Source organism: Pseudomonadota bacterium, assembly GCA_039818985.1.
Classification (GTDB): domain Bacteria; phylum Pseudomonadota; class Alphaproteobacteria; order Sphingomonadales; family Sphingomonadaceae; genus Alterisphingorhabdus.
The window spans coordinates 1,287,449-1,312,027 of the sequence record JBCBSU010000001.1 but is presented as its reverse complement, the minus strand read 5'-3'; the positions used below and the strand labels follow the sequence as shown (position 1 = coordinate 1,312,027).

At 58.3% G+C, this 24,579-nt stretch carries 20 protein-coding genes; 2 read left to right on the top strand and 18 right to left on the bottom strand.

Translation table 11 applies throughout. The annotated features are described in order from the left end of the window. Nucleotides 1-117 precede the first annotated feature (117 nt). Genes rnr through phaR form a run of 3 tightly spaced genes read right to left on the bottom strand, consistent with a single transcriptional unit; the run spans nt 118 to nt 4,537 of the window. Nucleotides 118-2,364: a ribonuclease R gene (gene rnr / locus AAFX04_06210; protein ID MEO1045015.1), complete on the bottom strand. Its 2,247-nt coding sequence runs from the start codon at nt 2,362-2,364 to the stop codon at nt 118-120. A 4-nt stretch (nt 2,365-2,368) separates the two neighbouring features. After that, nucleotides 2,369-3,901, bottom strand: a complete 1,533-nt coding sequence (proS, locus tag AAFX04_06205; protein ID MEO1045014.1) for a proline--tRNA ligase — start codon at nt 3,899-3,901, stop codon at nt 2,369-2,371. Between the two features lie 51 nt (nt 3,902-3,952). After that, the gene (phaR, locus tag AAFX04_06200) at nt 3,953-4,537 is read right to left on the bottom strand and encodes a polyhydroxyalkanoate synthesis repressor PhaR (GenBank protein MEO1045013.1); all 585 of its coding nucleotides are present in this window, start codon (nt 4,535-4,537) and stop codon (nt 3,953-3,955) included. A gap of 31 nt (nt 4,538-4,568) precedes the next feature. On the opposite strand from phaR, the gene AAFX04_06195 reads away from it, so the two are divergent. Then, nucleotides 4,569-5,645 (top strand): alpha/beta fold hydrolase, encoded by a 1,077-nt coding sequence (locus AAFX04_06195; protein ID MEO1045012.1) that lies wholly within the window; start codon nt 4,569-4,571, stop codon nt 5,643-5,645. A gap of 110 nt (nt 5,646-5,755) precedes the next feature. Here AAFX04_06195 and alr read toward each other — a convergent pair whose 3' ends face one another. From alr to pgi, 15 genes are all read right to left on the bottom strand, one after another. After that, nucleotides 5,756-6,787, bottom strand: coding sequence for an alanine racemase (gene alr / locus AAFX04_06190; GenBank protein ID MEO1045011.1), 1,032 nt, complete (start codon nt 6,785-6,787; stop codon nt 5,756-5,758). A gap of 8 nt (nt 6,788-6,795) precedes the next feature. Further along, a complete protein-coding gene (locus tag AAFX04_06185; protein MEO1045010.1) occupies nt 6,796-8,433 on the bottom strand; it encodes an MFS transporter in 1,638 nt (545 codons plus the stop codon). Nucleotides 8,434-8,499: 66 nt separating this feature from the next. Continuing rightward, nucleotides 8,500-10,473: an acetyl/propionyl/methylcrotonyl-CoA carboxylase subunit alpha gene (locus tag AAFX04_06180; GenBank protein MEO1045009.1), complete on the bottom strand. Its 1,974-nt coding sequence runs from the start codon at nt 10,471-10,473 to the stop codon at nt 8,500-8,502. A gap of 247 nt (nt 10,474-10,720) precedes the next feature. Then, a complete protein-coding gene (gene bioB / locus AAFX04_06175) occupies nt 10,721-11,731 on the bottom strand; it encodes a biotin synthase BioB (protein ID MEO1045008.1) in 1,011 nt (336 codons plus the stop codon). A 27-nt stretch (nt 11,732-11,758) separates the two neighbouring features. Continuing rightward, nucleotides 11,759-12,346, bottom strand: coding sequence for a hypothetical protein (locus AAFX04_06170; protein MEO1045007.1), 588 nt, complete (start codon nt 12,344-12,346; stop codon nt 11,759-11,761). After that, nucleotides 12,343-14,487 carry a methylmalonyl-CoA mutase gene (scpA, locus tag AAFX04_06165; protein ID MEO1045006.1) on the bottom strand — a complete coding sequence of 715 codons (2,145 nt, stop codon included), beginning with the start codon at nt 14,485-14,487 and terminating at the stop codon, nt 12,343-12,345. The genes AAFX04_06170 and scpA overlap by 4 nt, the downstream gene beginning before the upstream one ends. Nucleotides 14,488-14,589: 102 nt before the next feature. After that, complete coding sequence (locus tag AAFX04_06160; GenBank protein MEO1045005.1) at nt 14,590-15,390, bottom strand: enoyl-CoA hydratase-related protein; 801 nt, start codon at nt 15,388-15,390, stop codon at nt 14,590-14,592. 121 nt (nt 15,391-15,511) lie between these two features. After that, entirely contained in the window at nt 15,512-15,946 is a 435-nt protein-coding gene (gene mce, locus AAFX04_06155) for a methylmalonyl-CoA epimerase (protein MEO1045004.1), read from the bottom strand. Further along, entirely contained in the window at nt 15,943-16,947 is a 1,005-nt protein-coding gene (locus tag AAFX04_06150; protein ID MEO1045003.1) for a DUF808 domain-containing protein, read from the bottom strand. Before AAFX04_06150 ends, mce begins: the two co-directional genes overlap by 4 nt. Nucleotides 16,948-17,053: 106 nt before the next feature. Continuing rightward, the gene (locus AAFX04_06145) at nt 17,054-17,341 is read right to left on the bottom strand and encodes a GIY-YIG nuclease family protein (GenBank protein MEO1045002.1); all 288 of its coding nucleotides are present in this window, start codon (nt 17,339-17,341) and stop codon (nt 17,054-17,056) included. A 120-nt stretch (nt 17,342-17,461) separates the two neighbouring features. Beyond that, complete coding sequence (locus AAFX04_06140; protein ID MEO1045001.1) at nt 17,462-18,994, bottom strand: acyl-CoA carboxylase subunit beta; 1,533 nt, start codon at nt 18,992-18,994, stop codon at nt 17,462-17,464. A gap of 70 nt (nt 18,995-19,064) precedes the next feature. Beyond that, on the bottom strand, nt 19,065-20,090 hold the full coding sequence (locus AAFX04_06135; GenBank protein MEO1045000.1) for an NAD-dependent epimerase/dehydratase family protein: 1,026 nt from the start codon (nt 20,088-20,090) through the stop codon (nt 19,065-19,067). Between the two features lie 84 nt (nt 20,091-20,174). After that, complete coding sequence (locus AAFX04_06130) at nt 20,175-20,666, bottom strand: hypothetical protein (protein MEO1044999.1); 492 nt, start codon at nt 20,664-20,666, stop codon at nt 20,175-20,177. 46 nt (nt 20,667-20,712) lie between these two features. Continuing rightward, on the bottom strand, nt 20,713-22,062 hold the full coding sequence (gene gor, locus AAFX04_06125; GenBank protein MEO1044998.1) for a glutathione-disulfide reductase: 1,350 nt from the start codon (nt 22,060-22,062) through the stop codon (nt 20,713-20,715). Between the two features lie 27 nt (nt 22,063-22,089). Beyond that, a complete protein-coding gene (gene pgi, locus AAFX04_06120) occupies nt 22,090-23,607 on the bottom strand; it encodes a glucose-6-phosphate isomerase (protein MEO1044997.1) in 1,518 nt (505 codons plus the stop codon). Nucleotides 23,608-23,713: 106 nt separating this feature from the next. Between pgi and lepB the strand changes: the two genes are divergently transcribed. Next, a complete protein-coding gene (gene lepB, locus AAFX04_06115; GenBank protein ID MEO1044996.1) occupies nt 23,714-24,574 on the top strand; it encodes a signal peptidase I in 861 nt (286 codons plus the stop codon). Nucleotides 24,575-24,579: the final 5 nt, after the last annotated feature.

Genomic DNA, 24,579 nt, shown 5'->3' with positions numbered 1-24,579 from the left:
CTTCTGACCGCATGACAAGCGGATGGGACGGCTCCCTCATCTGGCACAAATGGGAAAGCGCGATGACCGATGCAGCAAAGAAAAGCTTATACGGCCAACAGTCTGGGTATCGCGACGCTATTTCCGGATATTACGCGGTTTGCCCCTGCGGCCCTGACGATATTTGCCAGCTCGGCGACCTGTTGGCTTGGTGCGTGGCGCATGGCTTTCATAAGGCAGCGGCTCTGGTTTTTCAGGCTCGAATTTCATCGCACCGGAGACCGGATTGGCTTCTACCAGACGCATTTTCAGCCGCTGGCCAACGGCATAGCGGGTATCGCTGATCTCTCCGGTCAGGCTCTGCGCCGCTTCGTCATGGGTGAATCGCTCACGCCCTAGTGTCGACACCGGCACCAGCCCATCGCCGCCGAAATCGACAATGGTGACGAAGAAACCGAAGCTTTGTACCCCGGTGACGCGGACATCGTAAATCTGACCGATGCGCTCGGCGAGATAGGCGGCAACATAGCGGTCAACCGTCTCGCGTTCGGCCTCCATGGCGCGGCGCTCGAAACCGCTGATCGCCTCGCATATCGGTCGCAGGTCTTTGGCGTCATCGCTGCTGAGTCCCTGCCTGCCGCTGTCCTTGCCGGCAAGCCGGTACCCCTCGACCAGCGCGCGATGCACCAGCAGGTCGGCATAACGCCGAATGGGCGAGGTGAAATGGGCATAATGGCCCAGCCCCAAACCGAAATGCCCCATATTGTCGGGACCGTAATAGGCCTGGGTCTGGCTGCGCAGCACCTGGGTGGTGAGCAGGATACGCATATCCTCATCCTCAACCCGGGCCAGCAGCCGGTTGAACAGCTCGGGGCGGATCACCTGACCCAGCGCCAGGTTCATATCCATGGTGCGCAGATAATCGCGCAGCGCCACCAGCTTTTCGCGCGACGGGGTCTCATGCACGCGATAGGCAACTGGCTGTTTCTTCGCCTCGAGCGCCTTTGCCGCAGCGACATTGGCGGCGATCATCATGTCCTCGACCAGGCGATGCGCATCGAGTCGCTCGCGCACCGCGACACCACTGATCGCGCCCTTGTCGTCGAGCACGATGCGGCGCTCGGGCAGGTCGAGTTCGAGCGGATTACGGCGCTCGCGCGCCTTTACCAGCAGCTTCCAGCACTTCCAGAGCGGTGTCAGCACGTCCTTGGCCAGCGCGCTCTTGCCCGCATCATATTGCGCCTGGGCATCCTCATAGGCAATATTGTGCATCAGGCGGATCACCGCACGGCTGAAGCGCCAGTCTTTGAGATCGCCATTGGCGGCGATGCGCAAATGACCGGCCATGGCGGCGCGATCCTCACCCTGTTTCAGTGAGCACATATCGGCCGAAAGCGTCTCGGGCAGCATCGGCACCACGCGATCAGGGAAATAGACGCTGTTACCGCGCCTGCGCGCCTCGCGGTCAAGGGCGGTGCCGGCACGAACATAAAAGCTGACATCGGCAATGGCGACGATCAGTTTATAGCCGCCTGGATTGTCTTCGCTGTCATCGGGTGCAGCCCAGATCGCGTCGTCATGGTCGCGCGCATCGGCAGGGTCGATGGCGATAATCGGCAAATGCCGCAAATCCTCGCGGTCCTCGATGCCGAGTGGCTGTTTCGCCACCCGGGCTGCCTCGTCGAGCACCGCCTCGCTGAAATGATCGGGAATGCCATATTTGTGGATCGCCACCGCCGAAAAGGCTCCGGGCTGCATCGCATCACCAATGACCTCACGGACATAGGCACGGGCCCGGTCACGCACGCCCCTTTGCTCGGCACGGACAAGCTGACCGATTTCGGCATCGCCCATATCGGAGATCGGCACGGTAAAGCGTTTCGACTTGTCGGTCATCGCCAGCATCGGATTGCCGCGCGCATCTTGCTGCAACACGCCGAGCAGCATTTCGCTGGCCTTGGCCAGTTTTTTCATCGGATAGGCGCGCCAGCCCTTCCCAACCTGTTCGGTACGCGCCAGCACCCGGTCACCCTTGCCCAACGCTGAACGGCGACCGCGCTCGACGATGCGCAATTTGGGCGCCGGTGTTGCCGCATGCCAGCTTTCGGGCAGCGCAGTCACTTCGTCATTATCGACACTGATGATGCGCAGCACCGTGACTTTGGGCACGCCGCCCATTTTGTGGAAGGCACGGCCCGGTGTGCTGTCGATCAGCCCCTCATCGGCCATGTCCTTGAGCAACGTTTTCAGCGCGATCTTGTCGGCACCACGCAATTTGAAATGACGGGCGATTTCACGCTTGCCTGCCGGCTGCTCGGAGCCGGCAATGAAATCGAGGATCGCCTTGCGTGTCGGCAGATGACTGGCGGATGCCTTGCTCGACACCCGCTTAATAGGCCTTGCCGACCAGAATACGCTCGACCGCCGGCTCGCCGGTGAAGATGCATGCCCCGGTCGCTACGCCGGCATCCTGCGGCACATTGCGCAGCGTCAGCTTGCGCCCCTTGAGGACTTCCTCGACCTGTTCCAGCGCCGCGCCGGTCGGCTTGCTCCAGCTCACCTCGAGCCAGCCAATATGGCCTTTTTGCGCAAAATGTTCGGTCAGTGCCTCAAGCGTGGTCACATCATCGCGGATATTGGCCCGGGTACGTTCCGCCGCCTCGTCGAAAAGCTGCTGCTGGATCGCTTCGAGCATCGGCGCCGCCGCTTCGGCAAACGCACCACGCGGCATCACCTCGCTGGCGAGTTTGCCATTGTCCTGATAGAGCGCGGCGCGGTTGAGCACGGTGACATTGCCCGCCTCGGCATCGCGACCGCCAATCTCGACCAGTATCGGCGCGCCTTTCTTGACCCAGGCCCAGCGCTTGACCGCGGCTTTGCCGGGACGGCTGTCGAGATGCACCCGCACCGACTCACCCAAAGCGGTGACCCCATTGAGCGATGCCGCCACGTCGCGGCAATAATCGAGCAGCGCCTCGTCCTCGGGCTGGTCGCGCAGCATCGGAATGATGATAATCTGATAGGGTGCAATAGCGGGCGGCACGCGCAGGCCGTCATCATCGCCATGGCTCATGATGATGCCGCCGATCATGCGGGTCGAAACGCCCCAACTGGTGGTATAGGCAAACTGGAACTGGCCTTCGCGATCCTGATAGCGGATATTCTGCGCCTTGCTGAAATTCTGGCCAAGATAATGCGACGTGCCGGCCTGAAGCGCCTTGCCATCCTGCATCATCGCTTCGATGGAATGAGTCGCATCGGCACCCGGGAAACGCTCATTTTCCGGCTTCTCTCCCGCGATCACCGGCATCGACAGATCTTCCTCGGCAAAGCTGCGGTACATTTCGAGCACCTGCAATGTATGCTCGACAGCCTCTTCCTCACTGGCATGGGCGGTATGGCCTTCCTGCCAGAGAAACTCGCTGGTGCGCAGGAACATCCGGGTGCGCATCTCCCAGCGCACGATATTGGCCCATTGGTTAATCTTGATCGGCAGATCGCGCCAGCTTTGCAGCCAGCGGGCGAAGGCGGTGCCGATCATGGTTTCTGATGTCGGACGCACCACCAGCGGCTCTTCGAGTTTTGCTTCGGGATCTATATCGAGGCCATTGTCGCCCGCCTTGAGCCGGTGATGCGTGACCACTGCCATTTCCTTGGCAAAGCCGTCGACATGTTCGGCTTCCTTGGCGAAATAGGACATCGGAATGAACAGCGGGAAATAGCAATTTTCATGGCCGCTTGCCTTGATACGCCTATCGAGCAGCGCCTGCATCCGTTCCCATATGCCATAGCCCCATGGCCGCATGATCATGCAACCGCGCACGCCTGATTCTTCGGCGAGGTCTCCCTCGGAGATGGCGAGTTGATACCATTTGGCAAAGTCTTCCGCCCGGGTGACGGGCAAGGCGTTTTTCTTGGGCAAGGGATCTGCTTTCTTGAACGAAATTATGGCCGGGCGCTGTCGCAGCCAGAGTCAGTCTTTCTGGGTCAGATTATCGAGCTGGCGCTGCATCGCCGCGAGCTGCTGCTTCAGCGCATCGATATCATCACTCTTTGGCGATGGTTCGGCTGGTTTGGTCTTGGCATGGTCCTTGTGCGAGCCGCCCGCTTTCGGCGTGAAGGTTCGCACCGCCGTCTCGAACATCTCCATATTGCGCTGTGCAATCTTCGCGAAGGGGTTATTGGCAATACTGTCGCCAACCATGTTTTGCAGCTTCTGCTGATTGTCGCGAAAGGCCTGCATAGACGCTTCGAGATAACCCGGCATCATCGCCTGCATCGAATTGCCGTACATGCCGATAATCTGGCGCAGGAAACTGGTGGGCAGGATTTGCTCCTCGCCGCTTTCCTCATCCATGATGATCTGGGTCAGGATCGAGCGGGTGATGTCATCGCCGCTCTTGGCGTCGATTACCTTGAACTCATCGCCATTGCGAATAAGCGTCGCAATATAGTCGAGCGTGATATAGCTTGATGAATGGGTATTGTAGAGCCGCCGATTGGCATATTTTTTGATGATGATCACGCCATCATCGGTCTTGTGTTTTGAGGCGGGCATGATTTTCAGAACTCCATGAAGGAAGGCACCATTGGCCGATAACCCCCTTCTAGCATCCCTGCATGATGCACCGCAACATGGTCCGCGACCGCTCCCGCTTTTTCTGGAGATAGCGCGTGAGCAATTGCAGCATGATCCCGAGGCACTGGCCGAATTGCTGACGGGTCTGGAGCGGTTTCAACAGGCCACCAGGTCTGCACCGGCGAGTGATGCTGCGATCATCGATGCACAGGGCCCGGTGCAACTGACGCGGTGCAACAGCCGGGATCTGTCACAGCCTCTCGATATCATCCTCGTGCCCTCCCCCATCAATGCGCCGCAGATACTCGACATGGTCGAGGGGCGCTCGCTGATCGGTCATCTGGAAACGCAGGGGCTGGCATGCGGGCTGGTCAATTGGGGCGCGATAACGCCCGATCGTGGCATGGAAGACGCGACCACTTTTGCCCGCGACTATTTGCGACCGCTATTGCAGCGTCAGCAACAGCCGGTGCACCTGATCGGCTATTGTCTCGGTGGGCTACTGGCGCTGACAGCAGCGAGCATCGCCGATGTACGCAGCCTGACCCTGATCGCCAGTCCATGGAACTTTGCCGGCTATGGCGATGATCGCCGCGCCGACATACAACAATTGTGGCAGCGCAGTCGTGAACAGTGCCAGTATTTACGCGTCGCACCAATCGAGCTGATCCAGCAGGGCTTCTGGTCGCTTGACCAAAGGCGCGTTGTCCAGAAATACCGCGCCTTTGCCCGGATGGATGCAGACAGCACAGAAAGCGCGATCTTCATCGCCATTGAGGACTGGGCCAATGGCGGCGAGCCTCTGCCCTTCGCCTTTGCCGACCAGCTCTTTGATGACTTTATCGCCAGCAATATTGCAGCATGTGGTGAGTGGACCATTGATGGCATTAGCATTGGACCGGAAGCCGTGAATGCACCGGTGCTAGAGCTGCTGTCATCGACTGATCAGATTACGCCGATGGCAACATCCGCAGGCTTTCCCAACCGCCATGTCTATGCCGGCGGCCATGTCGGGATGGTTGTTGGACGCAGTGCGCGGCACAAAAGCTGGGCCGATATCAGTTCATGGCTGGCCAGTAATTCATAACCCTAAAGTCCGTTCGCCCTGAGCCTGTCGAAGGGCTGTATTTCCCACGCAAAAAACGACGCTTCGACAAGCCCAGCCCGAACGAATGTTTTGGCTTCAAACATGACTCGTTATGACCAGCGACGCTGGAAGCGGCTGCCCAATACGGTCAGCAACTCATATTGCGACAGACCCGAGGCAGCAGCAGCGCCGGGCAAGTCATAGTCCACATCAACCCAGTCTCCCTCGGCGATATCGTCCGCACCGGTGATATCGATGATCGTCAGATCCATCGAAACCCTGCCGACAACCGGCAACGCGCGACCGGCCATATGGACCTGACCATTATTGGAAAAGCCGCGCAGATAACCATCGGCATAGCCCAGCGAAATCGTTGCAAGGCGCATGTCATGCGGCGCGGTGAAAATGCCATTATAGCCGAGCGTCGCCCCTTTGGGGGCATCGCGTATTTGCAATATGGCCGCCTTAGGGAACACCACCTGACGGATATTGTCGCGCAATTCTTCGCGAATGATACCGCCATAGATCGCAATGCCGGGGCGGGTGACATCGAAATGATAGTCTTCGCCAAGCGCAATGCCAGCACTGTTGGCAAGGCTGTAGCGCCGCGCCGGAACCGCGTCTTTCACTGCAGCAAAGGCTTTTTGCTGCGCAGCATTTTTTGCGGAATTTTCATCGGCGCTGGCGAGGTGGCTCATGCAGATGTCAATTTTCAGCTTGCGCACCAGCGGGTCACCTATATCTTCCGGGGCCAGTCCGAGACGGAACATGCCGGTATCGATCATCAGGTCGCATAGCCCGCCACCGGCATCGATCCAGGTCCTCGCCTGGGCCAGCGAGTTGATCACCGGCTTGGCCGGCATCTGGCTGGCAAGGTCGAGGTCATTCTCACCGACGCCGTGCAGCACCGATATCCCGGCTTCGGATGTTACCCGCAAAATCTCGCGCGCCTCGGTCCAGTGGGCGACAAAGAAATCGTTGCACCCGGCTTCGCGCAGGCGTTCGGTGACGGCGCGTCCGCCCAGTCCATAGCCCTCGGCCTTGACCGCAGCGCCGGTGCTGGCCTGCCCGCTCATACGGTCGAGCGCCCGCCAATTGGCCACCAGCGCTTCGCCATCGAGATCAAGCCGCAGGGTGCGCATGGCGTGGCCTATTCGTCCCATTCATGGGCATTGAGCGTTTCCTTCAGACCAAAGGCTGTGACCAGAAACGCCATCGCGACGACCGCCATGGTATACCACAGCCCGGCATAGGGATCGCCGGTCTTGGCGATGATGAAGCTAGCGATAAAGGGTAGGAAGCCGCCAAAATAGCCGGTGCCGATATGATAGGGAATCGACATCGAGCTGTAGCGGATACGCGGCGGAAACATTTCGGCGAGCAGCGCCGCAACCGAACCATAGGTCGCACCAGACAGTGCGCTGAGCACCAGCAGGCTGAGGATGATGACCACCATCGCACCGGGCTCAGGCACGACCGGTGTAAAATCATAACCGGCATGCGCCACTGCGGTCTCGATCTCGAATTCGCTCGGATCGGTCAGCCGTTGCTTACCCACGGTCACGGTCACCGGGTCGTCGGCGCTACCATCGCCCAGCTCGTTGAGACTGTAAGGCAGTCCCTTGCCGGTGAAATAGGCGATCACCTTGCCGCAATCGGTCGCCTGCACCTCGGCAAAAGGGCTATAGTCACAGGTGCTGCCGCTGATGGTGATTGGCGCGCTGAGTTTGGTCTTCTCCAGTTCCGGATTGGCGACGCTGCCGAGCATCCAGAAGGTTGGGAACAGTAAGATCAGCGTCAGGAAATAGCCCCAGACAATCGGCTTTTTGCGCCCGACCTTGTCCGACAGCCAACCAAAAAAGATGAAAAAGCCCATGCCCATAGCGGCTGCAATGCCGACCAGAATTTCCGCCGTCGTCTCTTCCACTCGCATCGGCCCGCGCAAAAAAGTCAGGCCGGAGAACATCGCAGTGTACCAGATGACGGTCAGGCCCGCGGCAATGCCGAACAGCGCCACTAGAAGCCGTTTGATATTGCCGGGATAGGTGAAGCTCTCCTTGAACGGGTTGCTGGCGATCTTGCCTTCCGCTTTCATCGCCTGGAACACGGGGCTTTCCGACAGCATCAGCCGCATCCACAACGACACCGCGAGCAGCACCAGCGACAGCAGGAACGGCACCCGCCAGCCCCAGTCATTCCAGGTCGCATCGCTCATCAGCGCCTTGCTGGACAGCACCACGATGAGGCTAAGGACAAAGCCGCCGACCACGCTGGCCTGGATAAAGCTGGTATAGAAGCCGCGCTTTTCCGGTGGTGCATGTTCGGAAACATAGATAGCAGCGCCGCCATATTCCCCGCCCAGCGCCAGCCCCTGCAGCACGCGGAACAGGATGATGATGATCGGCGCAGCGATTCCGATGGTCTCGGCCGAGGGGATCATCCCCACCCCGGCAGTGGCAATACCCATGAGCGTGACAGTGACCAGAAAGGTGTATTTGCGGCCCAGCCTGTCGCCGAGAAAACCAAACAGCACCGCACCTAGTGGTCGGAAACCGAAGCCGACGGCAAAGCCAGCCCAGACCAGCAGCACCTCCAGCGTCGCATTATCGCTGGGGAAGAATGTTCGCCCGATTATTGCGGCCAGCGTACCGTAGATAAAAAAATCATACCATTCGAAAATGGTGCCGAGCGAAGACGCGCCGATAACCAGACGGATGTCCTTTTTAGACGGCACATAAACATCGTCTGCGCCCGATGGGACGGCATCGCTGCTGAGTGTCTCAGCCATTATCTCTCCCCTGTCCGCGCAATGTGACCCTGCGTCGGATATTCTGCAATGCCTGCTTAGCCGTGATCAGTCCAGCTCCATGATGATTTCGTCAACCGCAAGACTGTCGCCGGCCTCAGCCTTGATCGAAACCACGGTCGCGGCTTTTTCGGCGCGCAGAATGTTCTCCATCTTCATCGCTTCGACAATGGCAAGCGGCTGACCTTCCTCGACCTTGTCGCCTTCCGTGACCATGGTTTTGACGAGCAGGCCAGGCATCGGGCAGATGAGCAGCTTGGAGAGGTCGGGTGGAGTTTTTTCGATCATGTGCACCGCATGACGCGCGACATGATCGGGCAGCACCCGCAGTTTGTGGATCGCGCCGCGTGTCGTCAGCATCAGACCGATCTCAGACGTCGCCACTTTAACCGCCAGTTCCGCGCCATCGACTTCGGCAACCACCAAACCATCGCCTGGCGTATAGGCCATGGAGAGATCGACTTCGGTACCGTCGACGATAATCACATCCTCGCCAATGGTGACTTCCATCGCCGCATCACCGCTGACGACCTGCCATTCGGATGACGGCCGCAGCCGTTTGCCCAGTTGGCCGGTAATGCGAAGGTCGCGATCGGCTTCGGCGGTTTTGATAAACGCCGCAATCGCCGCGAGCTGGCGCAGCAACTGGGCCGATGCAGGCGCGCCTTCAAAGCCCTCGGGATATTCCTCGGCGATAAAGGCTGTGCTGATATCGCCCGAGCGGAAACGCTCATGCTGCATTACTGCAGAGAGGAAATCGAGATTATGGCCAAGCCCCTCGATGACAAAGCGGTCGAGTGCATCAATCTGCGCATCAATCGCCGCCTCGCGCGTTTCGGCCCATGTAATGAGTTTGGCAATCATCGGGTCGTAATAGATAGAGACTTCGCCGCCTTCGGTAACACCATCATCGACACGTACACCATCTTTCGCTTCCGGCGGCTGATAGCGCACCAGACGCCCGATGGACGGCAAGAAGCCGCGATAGGGGTCTTCGGCATAGACACGATTCTCGACTGCCCAGCCCGTCAGCGTCACATCATCCTGGGTGAGCGCCAGCTTCTCGCCTGCCGCGACGCGGATCATCTGCTCGACCAGATCAAGCCCGGTAATCTGTTCAGTCACCGGATGCTCGACCTGAAGTCTTGTGTTCATTTCGAGAAAGTAGAAGCTCTTGTCGGCACCAACGATCAGCTCAACCGTCCCTGCGCTATAATAGCCAACCGCCTTGGCAAGAGCCACCGCCTGTTCACCCATCGCCTTGCGCATGTCCGGGTCAACAAAGGGCGATGGTGCTTCCTCAACCACTTTCTGATGTCGTCGCTGGATCGAACATTCGCGCTCGCCGAGATAGAGCGTATTGCCATGCTGATCGCCCAGCACCTGAATTTCGATATGGCGCGGCTGCTCGATAAATTTCTCGATAAACACCCGGTCATCGCCAAAGCTGTTCAGCCCCTCGCGCTTGGTCGCCTCAAAGCCCTCACGCACATCCGCTTCGGACCAGGCGAGCCGCATACCCTTGCCGCCGCCGCCGGCGCTGGCCTTCATCATCACCGGATAGCCAATATCATTGGCGATTTTCACCGCATGCTCGGTGTCGTCAATCTCGCCGACATAGCCAGGCACGATATTGACCCCGGCCTCACGCGCCAGTTTCTTCGATTCAATCTTGTCGCCCATCGCGGCGATGGCGTTGGCCGGCGGGCCGATAAAGGCGATGTCATTCTCCGCCAGCGCCTTGGCAAAGCTTTCACGCTCGGAGAGAAAGCCATAGCCCGGATGCACCGCCTCTGCGCCGGTGTCCTTGCAGGCCTGAATGATCTTGTCGGCGAGCAGATAGGATTCCGCAGCAGGCGGCGGCCCCAGATGCACCGCCTCATCCGCCATCTCGACATGCGGACTGCGTGCATCGGCATCGGAATAGACCGCGACTGTGGCGATACCCATTTTTTTGGCGGTGCGGATGACGCGGCAGGCGATTTCGCCGCGATTGGCGATCAGGATTTTTTTGAAAGTCATTTCACGGTCAACTTTCTAAGCAATTTCGCAAAGAGAAAGAATGAGATTATGAACAGGATCTGCGATCCAGGAAAGAACCAAAATCTCCTAGCGTCGCTCCAATTACAATCTGTACTAGAAGAAAATGCGGGGCATGGGCCCATCGACCACACGTATAGGCTTAATAGTCCCCAAAAAACACCAGCAAGGAGTAATAGCTGTAGCAATAAATGCGCCCAAGCTGGCATAGTCCCTTTCTGCTTGCTCATCACTCTGCGGCTTCAACTACCTGCTCTAGTTTCTCCGCACGCATAGGCTCCTCACCCTGCAGCGCCTTTAGTCCCAGCTTCGCAAACAATTCCGCATCACTGTCATCCCCGGCATTGGGTGCGGTGAGCAGCTTGTCGCCGGTAAAGATCGAGTTCGCGCCTGCCATAAAGCACAGCGCCTGTGTTGCCTCGCTCATGCTTTCGCGGCCTGCGCTGAGGCGAACCATCGACATGGGCATGGTGATCCGCGCCACCGCAACGGTGCGGACAAATTCGATATCGTCAATCTTGGCCAGCGGCGTATCGGCGAGCATATCGCCCAGCACCGTGCCCTTGACCGGCACCAGCGCGTTGACCGGCACGCTTTCGGGATGTTGGGGCAGTGTGGCCAGCGTATGGATAAAGCCGACGCGGTCATCACGCGTCTCGCCCATACCAACAATGCCGCCGGAACAGACATTGATGCCACTGTCGCGCACATGCTCCAGCGTTTCGATGCGCTCATCAAATTTGCGGGTCGAAATCACCCGCTCATAATATTCGGGTGAGCTGTCGATATTGTGATTATAATAGTCCAGTCCCGCCTCGGCCAGCATATCCGCCTGTTTACGCGTCAGCATGCCCAGCGTCATGCAGGTCTCCAGCCCCATATCGCGCACGCCTTTGACGATCTCGACAATCGCCGGCATGTCGCGGTCCTTGGGGTTGCGCCACGCCGCACCCATGCAGAAACGCTGCGAGCCATTGTCCTTGGCTTGCGCCGCCATTTGCAGGATCGCGCGGACGTCCATCAGTTTGGTAGCTTCCACCCCGCTATCGGCATGGACCGATTGCGAGCAATAGCCGCAATCTTCAGGGCAACCGCCAGTCTTGATCGACAACAGCGTGCATAGCTGGACCTCATCCGACGCATGGTATTCACGGTGCAAAGTAGCGGCGCGGAACAGCAATTCGGTGAAGGGCAGATCGAACAGCTCTGCAATTTCCGCGCGGGTCCAGTTAGTTTTCATTTTGCTCTTTCTGTGTTCTGCCGGGCTTTACAGGGTCTCCGACACATATTCGGGCAATCGCATGACAATCAGCCGCGCCATCAGCCGGCCTTTGCCATCGGGGCTGCTTTTGAAGAAGATGCGAAGATGCTCCCCTGCTTCATTTTCAAAGGTCCATATAGTCGTATTTCGGCCGCGGCGACCAGAAGATTCGCCATTGCCGATCAGCAGTTTGCGGTTGATACTCCCGGCTATGGAAAGGTGGTCGGGCGCGGTGGCAATGGTGGTGGCAACCGCGCATTGCGGCGCCGGCATTGCGCCACGCGCCATAGCCGGCGTCACATAGTCGACCCTGACCGCTCCATTGTCCCAGCGCCACGGCGCACGCGAGTTGCGATCCCGCGAAAGACCATGGACATTGTCCTCCATGGCGCGGCGAAAGTCGGTCTCCGAGGGGAATGGCGCGAAGCAGAAATCGCGGAAAATGTCGACCATGTCGCTGGCGGTCATATCGGGGGAAAGCATTATCCGGGCTTCCGACTCCTCATCCTGCACCGGCTCCTGTCCTGTCTGCGCCGCTGCCGAACCCACCGGCACCAACAGCGTAACAGCACAGAGGGCGGCGAGACGCTTCACTCGGCCGCTTCCCGCGTTTCACTATCGGGCGGCGGCATATTGTGGCCCAACAGCCGCAGCACATCGGCGGCGCATTCGACGATATTCGAGCCGGGACCATAAATGCCGACCACACCATTGTCGCGCAGATGCTGATAATCCTGTTGCGGGATCACGCCACCGGCAAAAACCTTGATATCGCCGCGCCCCGCTTCCTTCAGCCTCGCGATCAGCTCGGGGATCAGTGTATTGTGTCCGGCGGCGAGGCTGGATGCGCCAATGGCATCGACATCTTCGGCAATCGCCAGTTCCATGGTTTCCTGCGGCGTCTGGAACAATGGGCCGGAGACAACCTCAAAGCCCATATCGGTAAAGGCCGAGGCGACAACATTTGCGCCGCGGTCATGGCCATCCTGCCCCATTTTGGCGACCATGATCTTCGGTGCCATGCCATTGCGCGCTGTGATGCTTTGCACCGCATCGACAACCTGCGCATAGCGCGCGTCATTGTCATGCGCCGCTCCATAAATACCGCGCACAGGATTTGGCTGGGTGGCATAGCGACCGAAAACAGCTTCCATCGCCGTGCTGATCTCACCCAAAGTGCAACGCGCCCGCGCCGCTTCCACCGCCAGGCCCAGCATATTGCCATCGGCCTTCGCGCCTTCGGTAATCGCTGTCAGTGCCGCCTGCGCCTTGACCTCGTCGCGTTCGGCGCGCGTCTTTTCGATGCGCTTGATCTGTTCGGCACGCACCTTGGCATTGTCGATTTCGAGAATATCGACCGGTGGTTCGTCCTCAAGCCGATATTTATTGACCCCGACAATAACGTCCTCGCCCTTGTCGACCCGCGCCTGACGCGCGGCGGCGGATTCCTCGATGCGCTGTTTCGGCAAGCCACTGGCAATCGCCTCGGTCATGCCCCCTGTGGCATCGGTTTCAGCAATCAGCGCTTCGGCTTTCTCGACCAGCTCGTTGGTCAGTGCCTCGATATAATAGCTGCCGCCCAGCGGATCGACGACATTGGTCATGCCGGTCTCTTCCTGCAGGATCAGCTGGGTGTTACGCGCCAGTCGTGCCGAGAAATCGGTGGGCAAGGCAATCGCCTCATCAAAGCTGTTGGTGTGCAGGCTCTGGGTGCCGCCAAAGGTCGCGGCCATCGCCTCAATGGTGGTGCGGATGATATTGTTATAGGGGTCCTGCTCGGTCAGCGAGACACCGCTGGTCTGGCAATGGGTGCGCAGCATCTGGCTGCGGGCATTGCCGCCAAAATCGGCGATAATCTTCGACCACAGCGTCCGCGCCGCACGCAGCTTGGCGACTTCCATGAAGAAGTTCATGCCGATGCCGAAAAAGAAGCTGAGCCGTCCTGCAAAGGCGTCGATATCCATGCCGCGATCGAGCGCAGCTTTCACATATTCCTTGCCGTCAGCAAGGGTGTAGGCCAGCTCCTGTACCGCCGTCGCACCAGCCTCATGCATATGATAGCCGGAAATCGAAATCGAGTTGAAGCGCGGCATATGCTCAGCGGTATAGGCGATGATATCGGCGATAATCCGCATCGAGGGCGCAGGGGGATAGATATAGGTGTTGCGCACCATAAACTCTTTGAGGATGTCGTTCTGGATCGTGCCCGAAAGCTGATCCTGCGCCACGCCCTGCTCTTCTGCAGCGACGATGTAAAAGGCGAGACAGGGGATCACCGCGCCGTTCATCGTCATCGAGACCGACATTTTGTCGAGCGGAATCTGGTCGAACAATATCTGCATATCGGCCAGCGTGTCGATGGCAACACCCGCCTTGCCGACATCGCCCGTGACCCGCTCATGGTCGCTGTCATAGCCGCGATGGGTGGCGAGATCGAAAGCGACAGACAAGCCCTTCTGCCCGGCGGCGAGATTACGGCGGTAAAAGGCGTTGGACTCTTCAGCGGTCGAGAAACCGGCATATTGCCGGATGGTCCAGGGCCGCCCGGCATACATGCTGGCCTTCACACCACGGGTATAGGGCGCAAAACCGGGAAACCCGGGATCGGGAGCATCCTCGCCGGTATAAAGCGGTTTGACATGGATACCCTCGGGCGTATCCCAGCCCAAAGCGCGGCCCTTCACTTCCTTGGTTTTAAGGACCTTCCAGTCATCGAGAGTCGGTTTGTCTGTCATATTTGTCTAATAACCGTTCGGGCTGAGCCTGTCGAAGCCCTGTTCTTTTTTGCAAGAGAAAGTGCGACCCTTCGACAAGCTCAGGGCGAACGGTATTTGTATCTATTTACCGGTAAACTGCGCCTTTTCTTTTTTCAAAAACGCTACCGCACCGATGCGGGCATCATCGCTATTGCCCGCATCACGCTGGGCATTGGCTTCGGCGTCGAGCGCCTCGGCATAACTCCGGTCAAGATTGTCCACCGCCAGACGCCGCATCAGGCCGAGCGCCATGGTCGGTCCTTCGGCCAGCCGCTTGGCCAATGCCCGCGCTTCGTCCATCAGGCCGTCATTGTCGACAACGGCGTAGACCATACCCCAGTCATAGGCTTTCTGCGCCGGGATTTTCTCACCCAGCATCATCATTTCCATTGCCCGTGCCTTGCCAATCAACCGCGGAAGCATCCAGGTTGCACCGCCGTCCGGCACCAGGCCGATATTGACGAACGCCTGCAGGAAATAGGCGCTTTCCGCAGCCAGCACGAAATCGCCCGCCAACCCCATGGAACAGCCGACACCGGCAGCCGGTCCATTGACCGCAGTGACGAGCGGAATCGGCAGTTCGGCAATCGCCCGCATCATCGGGTTATAGGCATAGTTGAGCGAGTATTTGGCGCCATCGCCACCCAGGCCGCGCGACTTGCCTTCGCCAGCACCAGCGGCAAGATCTGCACCCGAGCAGAAGGCCCGCCCTGCCCCGGTCATCAGCACGCAGCGCGCGCCTTCACTCACTGCCTGGGCCAGTGCATCACTGATCTCGTCCGCCATTTCCAGCGGCGCTGCATTGAGCCGCTCCGGACGGTTCAGCGTGATGGTGGCTATATTGTCGGTCAGGTCATAAAGGATGGTTTGAAAGTCTGACATCCGCTTCCTCTCTCATTTTCGTCATCCTGAACTTGTTTCAGGATCTGGCCACAAGCTATATCGATTATCATTTGCTGGCAGGAGATGCTGAAACAAGTTCAGCATGACGATGATTTGATATTCATGCGTCTTTCGGCGTTTCCATTATCTCGGTCAAGACCCCGCCCATATCCTTTGGGTGGACGAAGAAGATCAGCGTGCCATGCGCGCCGATACGCGGCTCGCCGAGCACTTTTTTGCCCATCGCCTCGAACTCGGCCTTGGCGACGTGAATATCGGGAACCTCATAGCACATATGGTGCTGGCCGCCTTTGGGATTGGTCTTGAGAAAGCCATGGATCGGCGAATCTTCGCCCAGCGGTTCGATCAGCTCGATCTGAGTGCCTCTGCCGCCGTCCTGACCGGGGGTATCGACAAAGCATACTTTTACGCCCTGCGCCGGCATATCGAATGGCTCATGGATTTCGGTGGCGCCCATGACATCGCGGTAAAAGGCGATGCTGTCGGGAATGGACGGCGTGGCGACGCCGACATGGTTTAGCGGTCCGAGTTTCATGCGGTCTGTTCTTCCTCTTGGGTCGGTCCGTGCGGGATCAGCCGGTGCACAATCGGCGCGATTACCGCACCTATGGCGATAGCGATTACGCCGGAGAGCACCGCAAAGACAAGCCATTCGATCAGGCCTGTCGCACCTGCAGGTGCGATATTGGAAAACCAGTGGCCCACCCCTTCGATCCAATGCTCGGGCCCATGCCAGCCCAGCACCGCGGCATTATGCACCAGCAGGCCGCCGCCGACCCAGGCCATGGCCAGCGTGCCGACAATCGAAATGGTGGTCAGCAATTTGGGCATGAACAGCACCAGTCCGCGACCGAAAGCGGCCATGCCATTGGTGCGCGTCTTGGCAAGGTGCAGCCCGAAATCGTCCATTTTGACGATCAGCGCCACCGCGCCATAGACGACGACGGTAATCACCACGCCGATCAGCGCCAGCACCAGCGCCTGTTGCCACCAGACTTCCTCGGCGACTTCGGAGAGCGCAATCGCCATGATCTCGGCCGAGAGGATCAGGTCGGTGCGGATCGCGCCGGCGGCCATGGCTTCTTCGCGCTCCGGACCCACCACCACCGCCGGTTTGTCACGGACATTGCTCTCGTCAACATGGAACAGCTCGAGAACTTTCTCCGCCGCCTCATAGCTCAGGAACAGCCCGCCGATAATCAGGATCACCGGAATCAGAAACGGCGCAAACTGGCCGAGCAGCACCGCGATCGGCAAAAGGATCACCAGCTTGTTGAAGAATGAGCCTTTGGCGATACGCCAGATCAACGGCAATTCGCGCGCCGGGGAAAAGCCGGTGACATAGCTCGGCGTAACCGCCGCATCGTCAATCACCACCCCGGCGGTCTTGGTCCCCGCCCGCGCGGCGGCGGCGCCGATATCATCGGCAGACGCCGCCGCGACCTTCGCCATTGCTGCGGCGTCATCGACAGAGGCAGCGGCTGCTTTGGCTATAGCGGCGACGTCATCAAGAAGGGCGACTAGTCCTGAGGGCATTTATTGCACTTCCCGCAGCGTCATTGCGAGGAGCCGGAGGCGACGCGGCAATCCAGAGCAATCCCGTAACACCCTGGATTGCTTCGCTTCGCTCGCAATGACGGACTTATAGAATGTCATCGTATAAATCTTTCCATTGAGGGTTGAGGGCTTCGATCAATTCCAGCTTTTTACGCCGCGAGCCACCTTTGATCTGCTTTTCACGCAAAATAGCTGTTTCTATGGTTTCATGCTGCTCATACCAAACAAGCATCTTGCACCCATAGCGTTTGGTATAACCCTCCACCAATCCCTCGCGATGCTGATAAACACGTTTAGGAAGATCGGAAGTGACACCAGTATAAACCGCGCCATTCCGCCTATTAGCCATCATATAAACGTAAGGATGCTTCACGAAATGCTCTCTCAATCCGTCATTGCGAGGAGCGAAGCGACGTGGCAATCCAGAGCAGCAGGGCACGGCGCTAGCGGCTCTGGATTGCTTCGCTACCCTCGCAATGACGATTGGTATTAATCACAACGGAATATTATCATGCTTCTTCCAGGGGTTCTCCAGCTGCTTGTTCCGCAGCTTGCGTAACCCCAGCGCAATCCGCTTTCGCGTGGAATGCGGCATAATCACCTCGTCGATAAAGCCCTTTGACGCAGCGACAAACGGGTTGGCAAAGCGGTCTTCATATTCCTTGGTGCGCTCGGCGATCTTGTCGGGGTCACCCATCTCCTTGCGGAAGATAATCTCCACCGCGCCCTTCGCGCCCATCACCGCGATTTCGGCGCTGGGCCAGGCATAGTTCAGATCGCCGCGCAGATGTTTTGACGCCATCACATCATAGGCGCCGCCATAGGCTTTGCGGGTGATGACAGTGATTTTCGGCACCGTCGCCTCGGCATAGGCGAAGAGCAGCTTCGCGCCGTGCTTGATAATGCCGCCATATTCCTGCGCCGTGCCCGGCAGAAAGCCCGGCACATCGACAAAGGTGATGATCGGAATATCGAAGGCATCGCAGAAGCGGACAAAGCGCCCGGCCTTTTTCGATGCACCGATATCAAGGCATCCGGCGAGCACCATCGGCTGATTGGCGACCACGCCCACCGTGCGCCCTTCGACCCGGCCAAAACCGCAGATGATATTGGCCGCATGTGCAGGCTGTATCTCGAAGAAATCGCCCTCATCGAGCGTTTTGCGGATCAGCTCATGCATATCATAGGGCTGGTTCGGGTTATCGGGGATAAGCGTGTCGAGGCTGTCCTCAATCCGGTCCCAGGCATCGGCGGTGGGCCGTTCGGGGACGTCTTCGCGGTTGGAGAGCGGCAGAAAGTCAATCATCCGCCGCGCCGCCAACAGTGCCTCGATATCATTGTCATAGGCGACATCGGCGACGCTGGTCTTGGTGGTGTGCGTCACCGCTCCGCCCAGTTCTTCCTGCGTCACCACCTCATTGGTCACCGTCTTGACCACATCGGGGCCGGTGACGAACATGTATGAGCTGTCCTTCACCATGAAGATAAAGTCAGTCATGGCGGGAGAATAGACCGCACCACCGGCGCATGGTCCCATGATCAGCGAGAGTTGCGGCACAACACCGCTGGCGAGCACATTACGCTGGAACACCTCGGCATAGCCGCCGAGCGATGCCACACCTTCCTGAATCCGCGCGCCGCCAGAGTCATTCAGGCCAATCACCGGCGCGCCGACCTTCATTGCCATGTCCATCACCTTGCAGATTTTCTCTGCATGGCGCTCGGAGAGCGAGCCGCCGAACACCGTGAAATCCTGGCTGAAAACATAGACCAGACGGCCATTGATCGTGCCCGATCCGGTGACCACTCCATCGCCCGGTATCTTCTGGTCCGCCATGCCGAAATCGGTGCAATTATGCTCGACATATTGGTCCAGCTCTTCAAAGCTGTCCGGATCGAGCAGGATATCGACACGCTCGCGCGCGGTCAGCTTGCCCTTGGCGTGCTGGGCGTCGATCCGTTTCTGACCACCGCCCATATGCGCTGCCTCGCGCTTGGCTTCCAGCGCCTCGATAATGTCCTGCATAAATGCATCCTCTTGTTTACCGGATTTATGATGCTGCGATAAGGTTCGGCCAGATAGCTGGCAAGACTTGTCAGCCTTTTATGATGCCATGCGCCACCAGACTACGCGCCGTGTCCTCTATCGACTGTTCAGCCGGGATATAGTCAAAGCCCAGGGTTCGGGTGGTATGAGTGCCGTCAACATCGCGCAAATTGCCAAGCTCTCCCTTGACCTGCTTCATCTCTTCCATGAACAGGGCGAGCAACTTTACCAGGAAATCGGGCATGTTGCCGCTGGGTACTTTTTTCGCATATTCAGGCACCCGCCGACGCAGGGTTTCGGCCATATCGGCCATCCACAAGAAGCTCTGGCTGGCCGGGAAACGCTCACCCCGGACCTTTTCCGCCGCAGCCTCGAGCGCCAGCACATGCGCCTTGGCAACATCGCGCACATCAACCACGCCAATGCCCATATTGGGGATAAGCGGGATCGAGCCATCCATCAGCTTCTTGACCATCTCGATAGAGGTGGAGAGATCATCATTCTCGACCGGACCGAGCACGGCCACCGGATTAACCGAGCAGAACAGCATATCCGGCGCATTTTCGGCGACCCAGTCACGCGCCGCGCGTTCAGCAACGGTTTTGGACTGGATATAGGGCGCAACACCGGGCGCGTTGAGATTGGTCCAGTCATTCTGGTCAAAATGCGTCTTCGCTCCGCCATGGCCATAGGCAATGGCTGCCGCTGAACTTGTCTGGACAAAGCGGGTGACACCGGCATCCCTGGCAAAACGCAAGGCGCGCAATGTGCCTTCGCGTGCCGGGATGATCAGCTCATCGGCATTTTTTGGCACCGCCATCGGAAAGGGCGATGCGACATGCGCGACATGGCTGCAGCCCTGATTGGCCTCGGACCAGCCCGCATCGGACATCAGATCAGCCTCGAATATCTGCAGCCTGTCACCGGCATCGGACCAGCGCTGGTGCAGCCGGTCTTCGCTTTTTGCTTTTGAACGGACGGTGGTGTTGACCTGCCAGCCCTTGTGCAGCAGCTGGTCGATCAGTTCACCGCCAATATAGCCCGTGCCGCCGGTTACCAGTGCCCTGCCCGTCATAAGCGCCTCTCCATTGCGTTTTGTCTAGCTTATGAGGCGCTAGGGCAATTGGCAATGTCGGAAGGATGCCGTGGTGCAGTCGGTCTATTCGGCTTGCGGCTGTTTCAGGCGCGCCTCGAACATCGGTGCCACCGTTTCGGAATAGAACAGCAGTTCGGCGGGTTCATGACGCCATGCGGTGCGATATTCGGGGAAGCCGATCGCAGCTTTTACACTTTGGCCATCGCTGCCATAGGTTGATCGCATCGCGGCAATGATCGCGTCTTTTTCACCCGGCTCTACCAATATCCAGACAATGTGCAGCGCATCATCGGCGAAGACGAATTCAGCAAGACGCGGGCGACCAAGAAAATCGAAGCCCTGACAGTCAATCTGACTGTGTGATTCCTTGGCCAGTGGAATGCGTGGCGGATCGAATTGCCGTAGCTCGATAGCGGTGCACAGACCTTCGAGCTGTGTCATCATTTCTTCGGTTGACGCACCGAAGGTGACAATATCGGGCTTGCGCGGGTCGAGTTCCGGCTGTTGCGCGGCAACCTGTGCCGGCATCATCGCGGCAAACAGCAATTCGATCATGGTGGCGACATCCTTTCCTGTAATTGTCGCCACCTGTTATACTGTATTACTTCAGCAATACAAGCTCTTCCGCCATGCTCGGATGCAACGCCACGGTGGCATCGAAATCATCCTTGGTCAGTCCGGCTTTCACCGCCACTGCGGCTGCCTGCAAAATCTCCGGTGCATCCGGGCCGATCATGTGCAGGCCGAGGATCTTGCCGCTTGGATGCTCGACAACCATCTTATACAGGCTGCGCTCGTGCCGGTCGGCAAAAACATTGCGCATAGCACGGAAATCCGAGGAATAGACCCGGATATTACCATATTTGTTGCGCGCTTCGCCTTCGGTCAGGCCGACCGAAGCAATGGGTGGCTGCGAGAACACCGCCGAGGGAATACAGCCATAATCGACAGTCTTGGGATTGTTGTTGAACACTGTCTCGGCAAAGGCCTGGCCTTCGCGGATGGCGACTGGCGTCAACTGCACCCGGTTGGTAACATCGCCCACAGCGTAGATGCTTTCGACGTTGGTCCGACTATATTCATCGACCTTGATCGCGCCCTTGTCATCAATCTCGACTCCGGCATTTTCCAGACCGAGCCCGTCAATTTTCGGGCGGCGGCCGGTAGCGGCAAGCACGACATCGGCAATGACCGGGCGATCCCGGCCATCCATATAGACATCGAGCGCGCCATCTTCGCGCTTCTCGATCTTGTCGAAGGTGCAGTTGAAGCGATAGTTGATGCCCTTGCTCATGCCGATCTGCAGCAGGCGATCGCGCAGACTTTCATCATAGCCGCGCAGGATCACATCGGAGCGATTGACAACGAACACCTCGCTGCCCAGCCCGTTGAAAATACCGGCAAACTCATTGGCGATATAACCACCGCCTGAAATGATGACGGTTTCAGGCAGCTTCTCGAGATGGAACATCTCGTTCGATGTAGACATATGTTCACTGCCCGGAAATTCCGGAACAACCGGCCAGGCACCGGTGGCAATCAGGATATATTTGGCGGTGACAGTCTTGCCGCCCGCCAGCTTAACCTGATTTGGCCCGGCAACCTCTGCGCGCTCGAGTATGATCTCGACATCATGATTGTTCAGCGTGTCGGTATAGGCGCTGTTGAGCCGGTCGACATCCTTGAGCACATGGTCGCGCAATGTGTGCCAGTCGAACCTGGCATTATCCCAGGTCCAGCCAAAATTTTTGCCATCTTCCAGCTCTTCGGAAAAATGCGAGCCGTAGACCAGCATCTTCTTGGGTACACAGCCACGAATGACGCAGGTGCCGCCGACGCGATACTCTTCGGCTACAGCGACTTTGGCACCGAAAGAGGCCGAAACGCGGGCGGCACGGACACCGCCCGAGCCGGCGCCAATGACGAAAAGATCATAGTCGAAATCACTCATAATCTGGGTTCCTTTATCCGCTGCGTGCTATCGCAATCCAACGCGATCGAGCAGCGCCTGTGTCGATGGATCAAACTCCCCGGCACCCTGTGCAGAAATGGACTTGGCGATGCTTTTCCCCAATTCAACACCGAACTGATCAAAGGGATTGATGCCGAAAAACACTGCGTTGGCGAAAACGCGATGTTCATAAAAGGCGATAAGCGCTCCTATAGCAGCGGGTGAAACATCGTCGAGTAAAATGGTTGTGGAGGGGCGGTCGCCGTCATAATGGCGATGCGGATCATCCGATGCCCTGCCCTGCATCAGCGCCGCGCCCTGGGCAAAGCAGTTGGACAGCAGGATTGCATGATGCTCAGGGTCAAGATCATGTCCCGGCTCGGCGCTGGCGACAAATTCGACAGGCAGGATGTGGCTACCCTGATGCAAGAGCTGGAACACCGCATGTTGCGCATCGGTACCCACCCCGCCCCAGCTGATTGGCGCAGTTGCTGCGGTCACGGTATCGCCATGCAGTGTCGCCGATTTGCCGTTACTCTCCATTTCCAACTGCTGAAGATAGGCAGGCAGCAGCCGCAACCGCTCGTCATAGGCAAACACCGCGCGAGTCTGCGCCCCTGCTCCGCGCGCATAATATTGATCGACACAGGCGGCTAGCAGCGGCGCATTCCTGGCAAATGGCGCATCACGAAAATGTTGATCCATGGCGGCAGCACCGGCGAGCAGTGCATCAAACGCCTCCTGCCCCGCTGCCAGCATCAGCGGGAAACCGATTGACGACCATAAGGAGTAGCGACCGCCAACGCTTTCGGAAAAAGGCAGGATGCGGGCATCATCAATGCCCCATTCACTGGCTTTTTCCGGCGATGCGGTAAGCGCGATGCAGCGGCCATAGGGATCATCGATACCCTGCTGTTTCAGCCAGGTGACGGCGCTGTCGGCATTGCGCAATGTCTCGGTTGTGGTGAAGGTTTTCGAGGCAATGGCGATCATCGTCGCCGCCGGATCGCAGGCCTCCATGGCCTCGGCCAGCGCCGCGCCATCGACATTGGAGACGATATGCACATCGCATTGTGCTTCCTCGCGCGCCAGCGCATCACACAGCAGTTCCGGCCCCAGCGCCGAACCGCCAATGCCGATGTGAATGAGGTGCCGTATCGGCCCAAAAGCACCAGCCTGAATCGCCGAGGCCAGTGCATAGGCACGCTGGTGCAGGGCATAGGCGCGTTCGACCGCTTCGGGCGAACCGGTGCCGCGTTCGGCGCTATGTTCAGCAGCGCGCTGCTCGGTGGGATTGACGATATCGCCGCTCAATAGCTGGTCACGCGCCGGTGCCATGCCGATATCTTCTGCCCTGGCCGCGAATCGGGCGATAATATCATCGGTCAGATGGGTTTTGCTGAAATCGAAATAGAGCGTCGCATCACCGCAATCGGCTGCGATGGAAAGCTGCGAAAGCCTGTCGGGATTATCAGCGAACAGCGTCTCGATACGCGGCGGGTCCGAAGCGGTTTTATCGAGCCAGTCCGCAAATGATTCCGTCATAGCTTCCTCCTGCCAGCCATTGTCTAAGCCTTATATGGCCATGACACCGCTTGACCTTGCCGAGCCATGCCGCCAAAGCGTCCACAAAGTCAACAAGGGCCGATAAATGACCGACAATAGCGTCAAAACCGCAGAAGCGACCGACAATGCGGCTGATGAAAACAAGGAAGAATGGGGCGATTTTCTCAAGTTTCTCGCCAAATTGCTGATCGTCATACTGATCTTTCGCAGTTTTATTTTCTCGCCATTCAATATCCCGTCGGAATCGATGCAGCCGCGGCTGCTGATCGGCGATTATCTCTTCGTCAGCAAATGGTCCTACGGCTATAGCAAATACAGCCTCCCCTTTTCGCTGCCACTTATCCCGGGGCGGATATTTGCCAGCCAGCCAGAGCGCGGCGATGTGGTGGTTTTCAAGGCACCGCCCAGTAACGAAGAGGATTATATCAAGCGGGTCATCGGCCTGCCCGGCGATACGGTACAGATCGTCAATGGCGGGATTGTGCTCAATGGCACTCCCGTACCGCGTAGCCGACTGGTCGATTTCGTCATTCCGGTGACTCCGAACATGATTGCGGCCAATGGCCAATCACCCTGCTATACCAAGCAATTCGAAGAGATTGCCGCCGATGGCAGCCTGCAATGCCGCTATCCGCGCTATCGCGAAACCCTGCCAAATGGTCGTAGCTATGATGTGCTTGATCTTCAGAATATTGGATTTCCTGACAATAGCGATATCTATACCGTGCCCGAGGGACATATGTTCCTGATGGGTGATAATCGCGACCGTAGCCAGGACAGCCGCTTTCCGCAGATCGCCGGACAGGGGATCGGCTTTGTACCGCAGGAAAATCTGGTTGGCCGCGCTGCTTTCACTGTATTTTCGACCGATGGCTCGGCTTCATGGCTGCTGCCCTGGACATGGTTCTCAGCCGCGCGCTGGGATCGTATCGGAGAAGGCTTTTGAGCGAG

Coding starts and splice junctions, on each gene's coding strand:
- AAFX04_06185 (MEO1045010.1), bottom strand. CDS start 8,433: ATGGCTGAGACACTCAGCAGCGATGCCGTCCCATCGGGCGCAGACGAT.
- AAFX04_06160 (MEO1045005.1), bottom strand. CDS start 15,390: ATGTCAGACTTTCAAACCATCCTTTATGACCTGACCGACAATATAGCC.
- AAFX04_06130 (MEO1044999.1), bottom strand. CDS start 20,666: ATGATCGAATTGCTGTTTGCCGCGATGATGCCGGCACAGGTTGCCGCG.
- scpA (MEO1045006.1), bottom strand. CDS start 14,487: ATGACAGACAAACCGACTCTCGATGACTGGAAGGTCCTTAAAACCAAG.
- lepB (MEO1044996.1), top strand. CDS start 23,714: ATGACCGACAATAGCGTCAAAACCGCAGAAGCGACCGACAATGCGGCT.
- alr (MEO1045011.1), bottom strand. CDS start 6,787: ATGCGCACCCTGCGGCTTGATCTCGATGGCGAAGCGCTGGTGGCCAAT.
- phaR (MEO1045013.1), bottom strand. CDS start 4,537: ATGCCCGCCTCAAAACACAAGACCGATGATGGCGTGATCATCATCAAA.
- AAFX04_06140 (MEO1045001.1), bottom strand. CDS start 18,994: ATGCAGGACATTATCGAGGCGCTGGAAGCCAAGCGCGAGGCAGCGCAT.
- gor (MEO1044998.1), bottom strand. CDS start 22,062: ATGAGTGATTTCGACTATGATCTTTTCGTCATTGGCGCCGGCTCGGGC.
- mce (MEO1045004.1), bottom strand. CDS start 15,946: ATGAAACTCGGACCGCTAAACCATGTCGGCGTCGCCACGCCGTCCATT.
- AAFX04_06150 (MEO1045003.1), bottom strand. CDS start 16,947: ATGCCCTCAGGACTAGTCGCCCTTCTTGATGACGTCGCCGCTATAGCC.
- AAFX04_06135 (MEO1045000.1), bottom strand. CDS start 20,090: ATGACGGGCAGGGCACTGGTAACCGGCGGCACGGGCTATATTGGCGGT.
- pgi (MEO1044997.1), bottom strand. CDS start 23,607: ATGACGGAATCATTTGCGGACTGGCTCGATAAAACCGCTTCGGACCCG.
- bioB (MEO1045008.1), bottom strand. CDS start 11,731: ATGAAAACTAACTGGACCCGCGCGGAAATTGCAGAGCTGTTCGATCTG.
- AAFX04_06180 (MEO1045009.1), bottom strand. CDS start 10,473: ATGACTTTCAAAAAAATCCTGATCGCCAATCGCGGCGAAATCGCCTGC.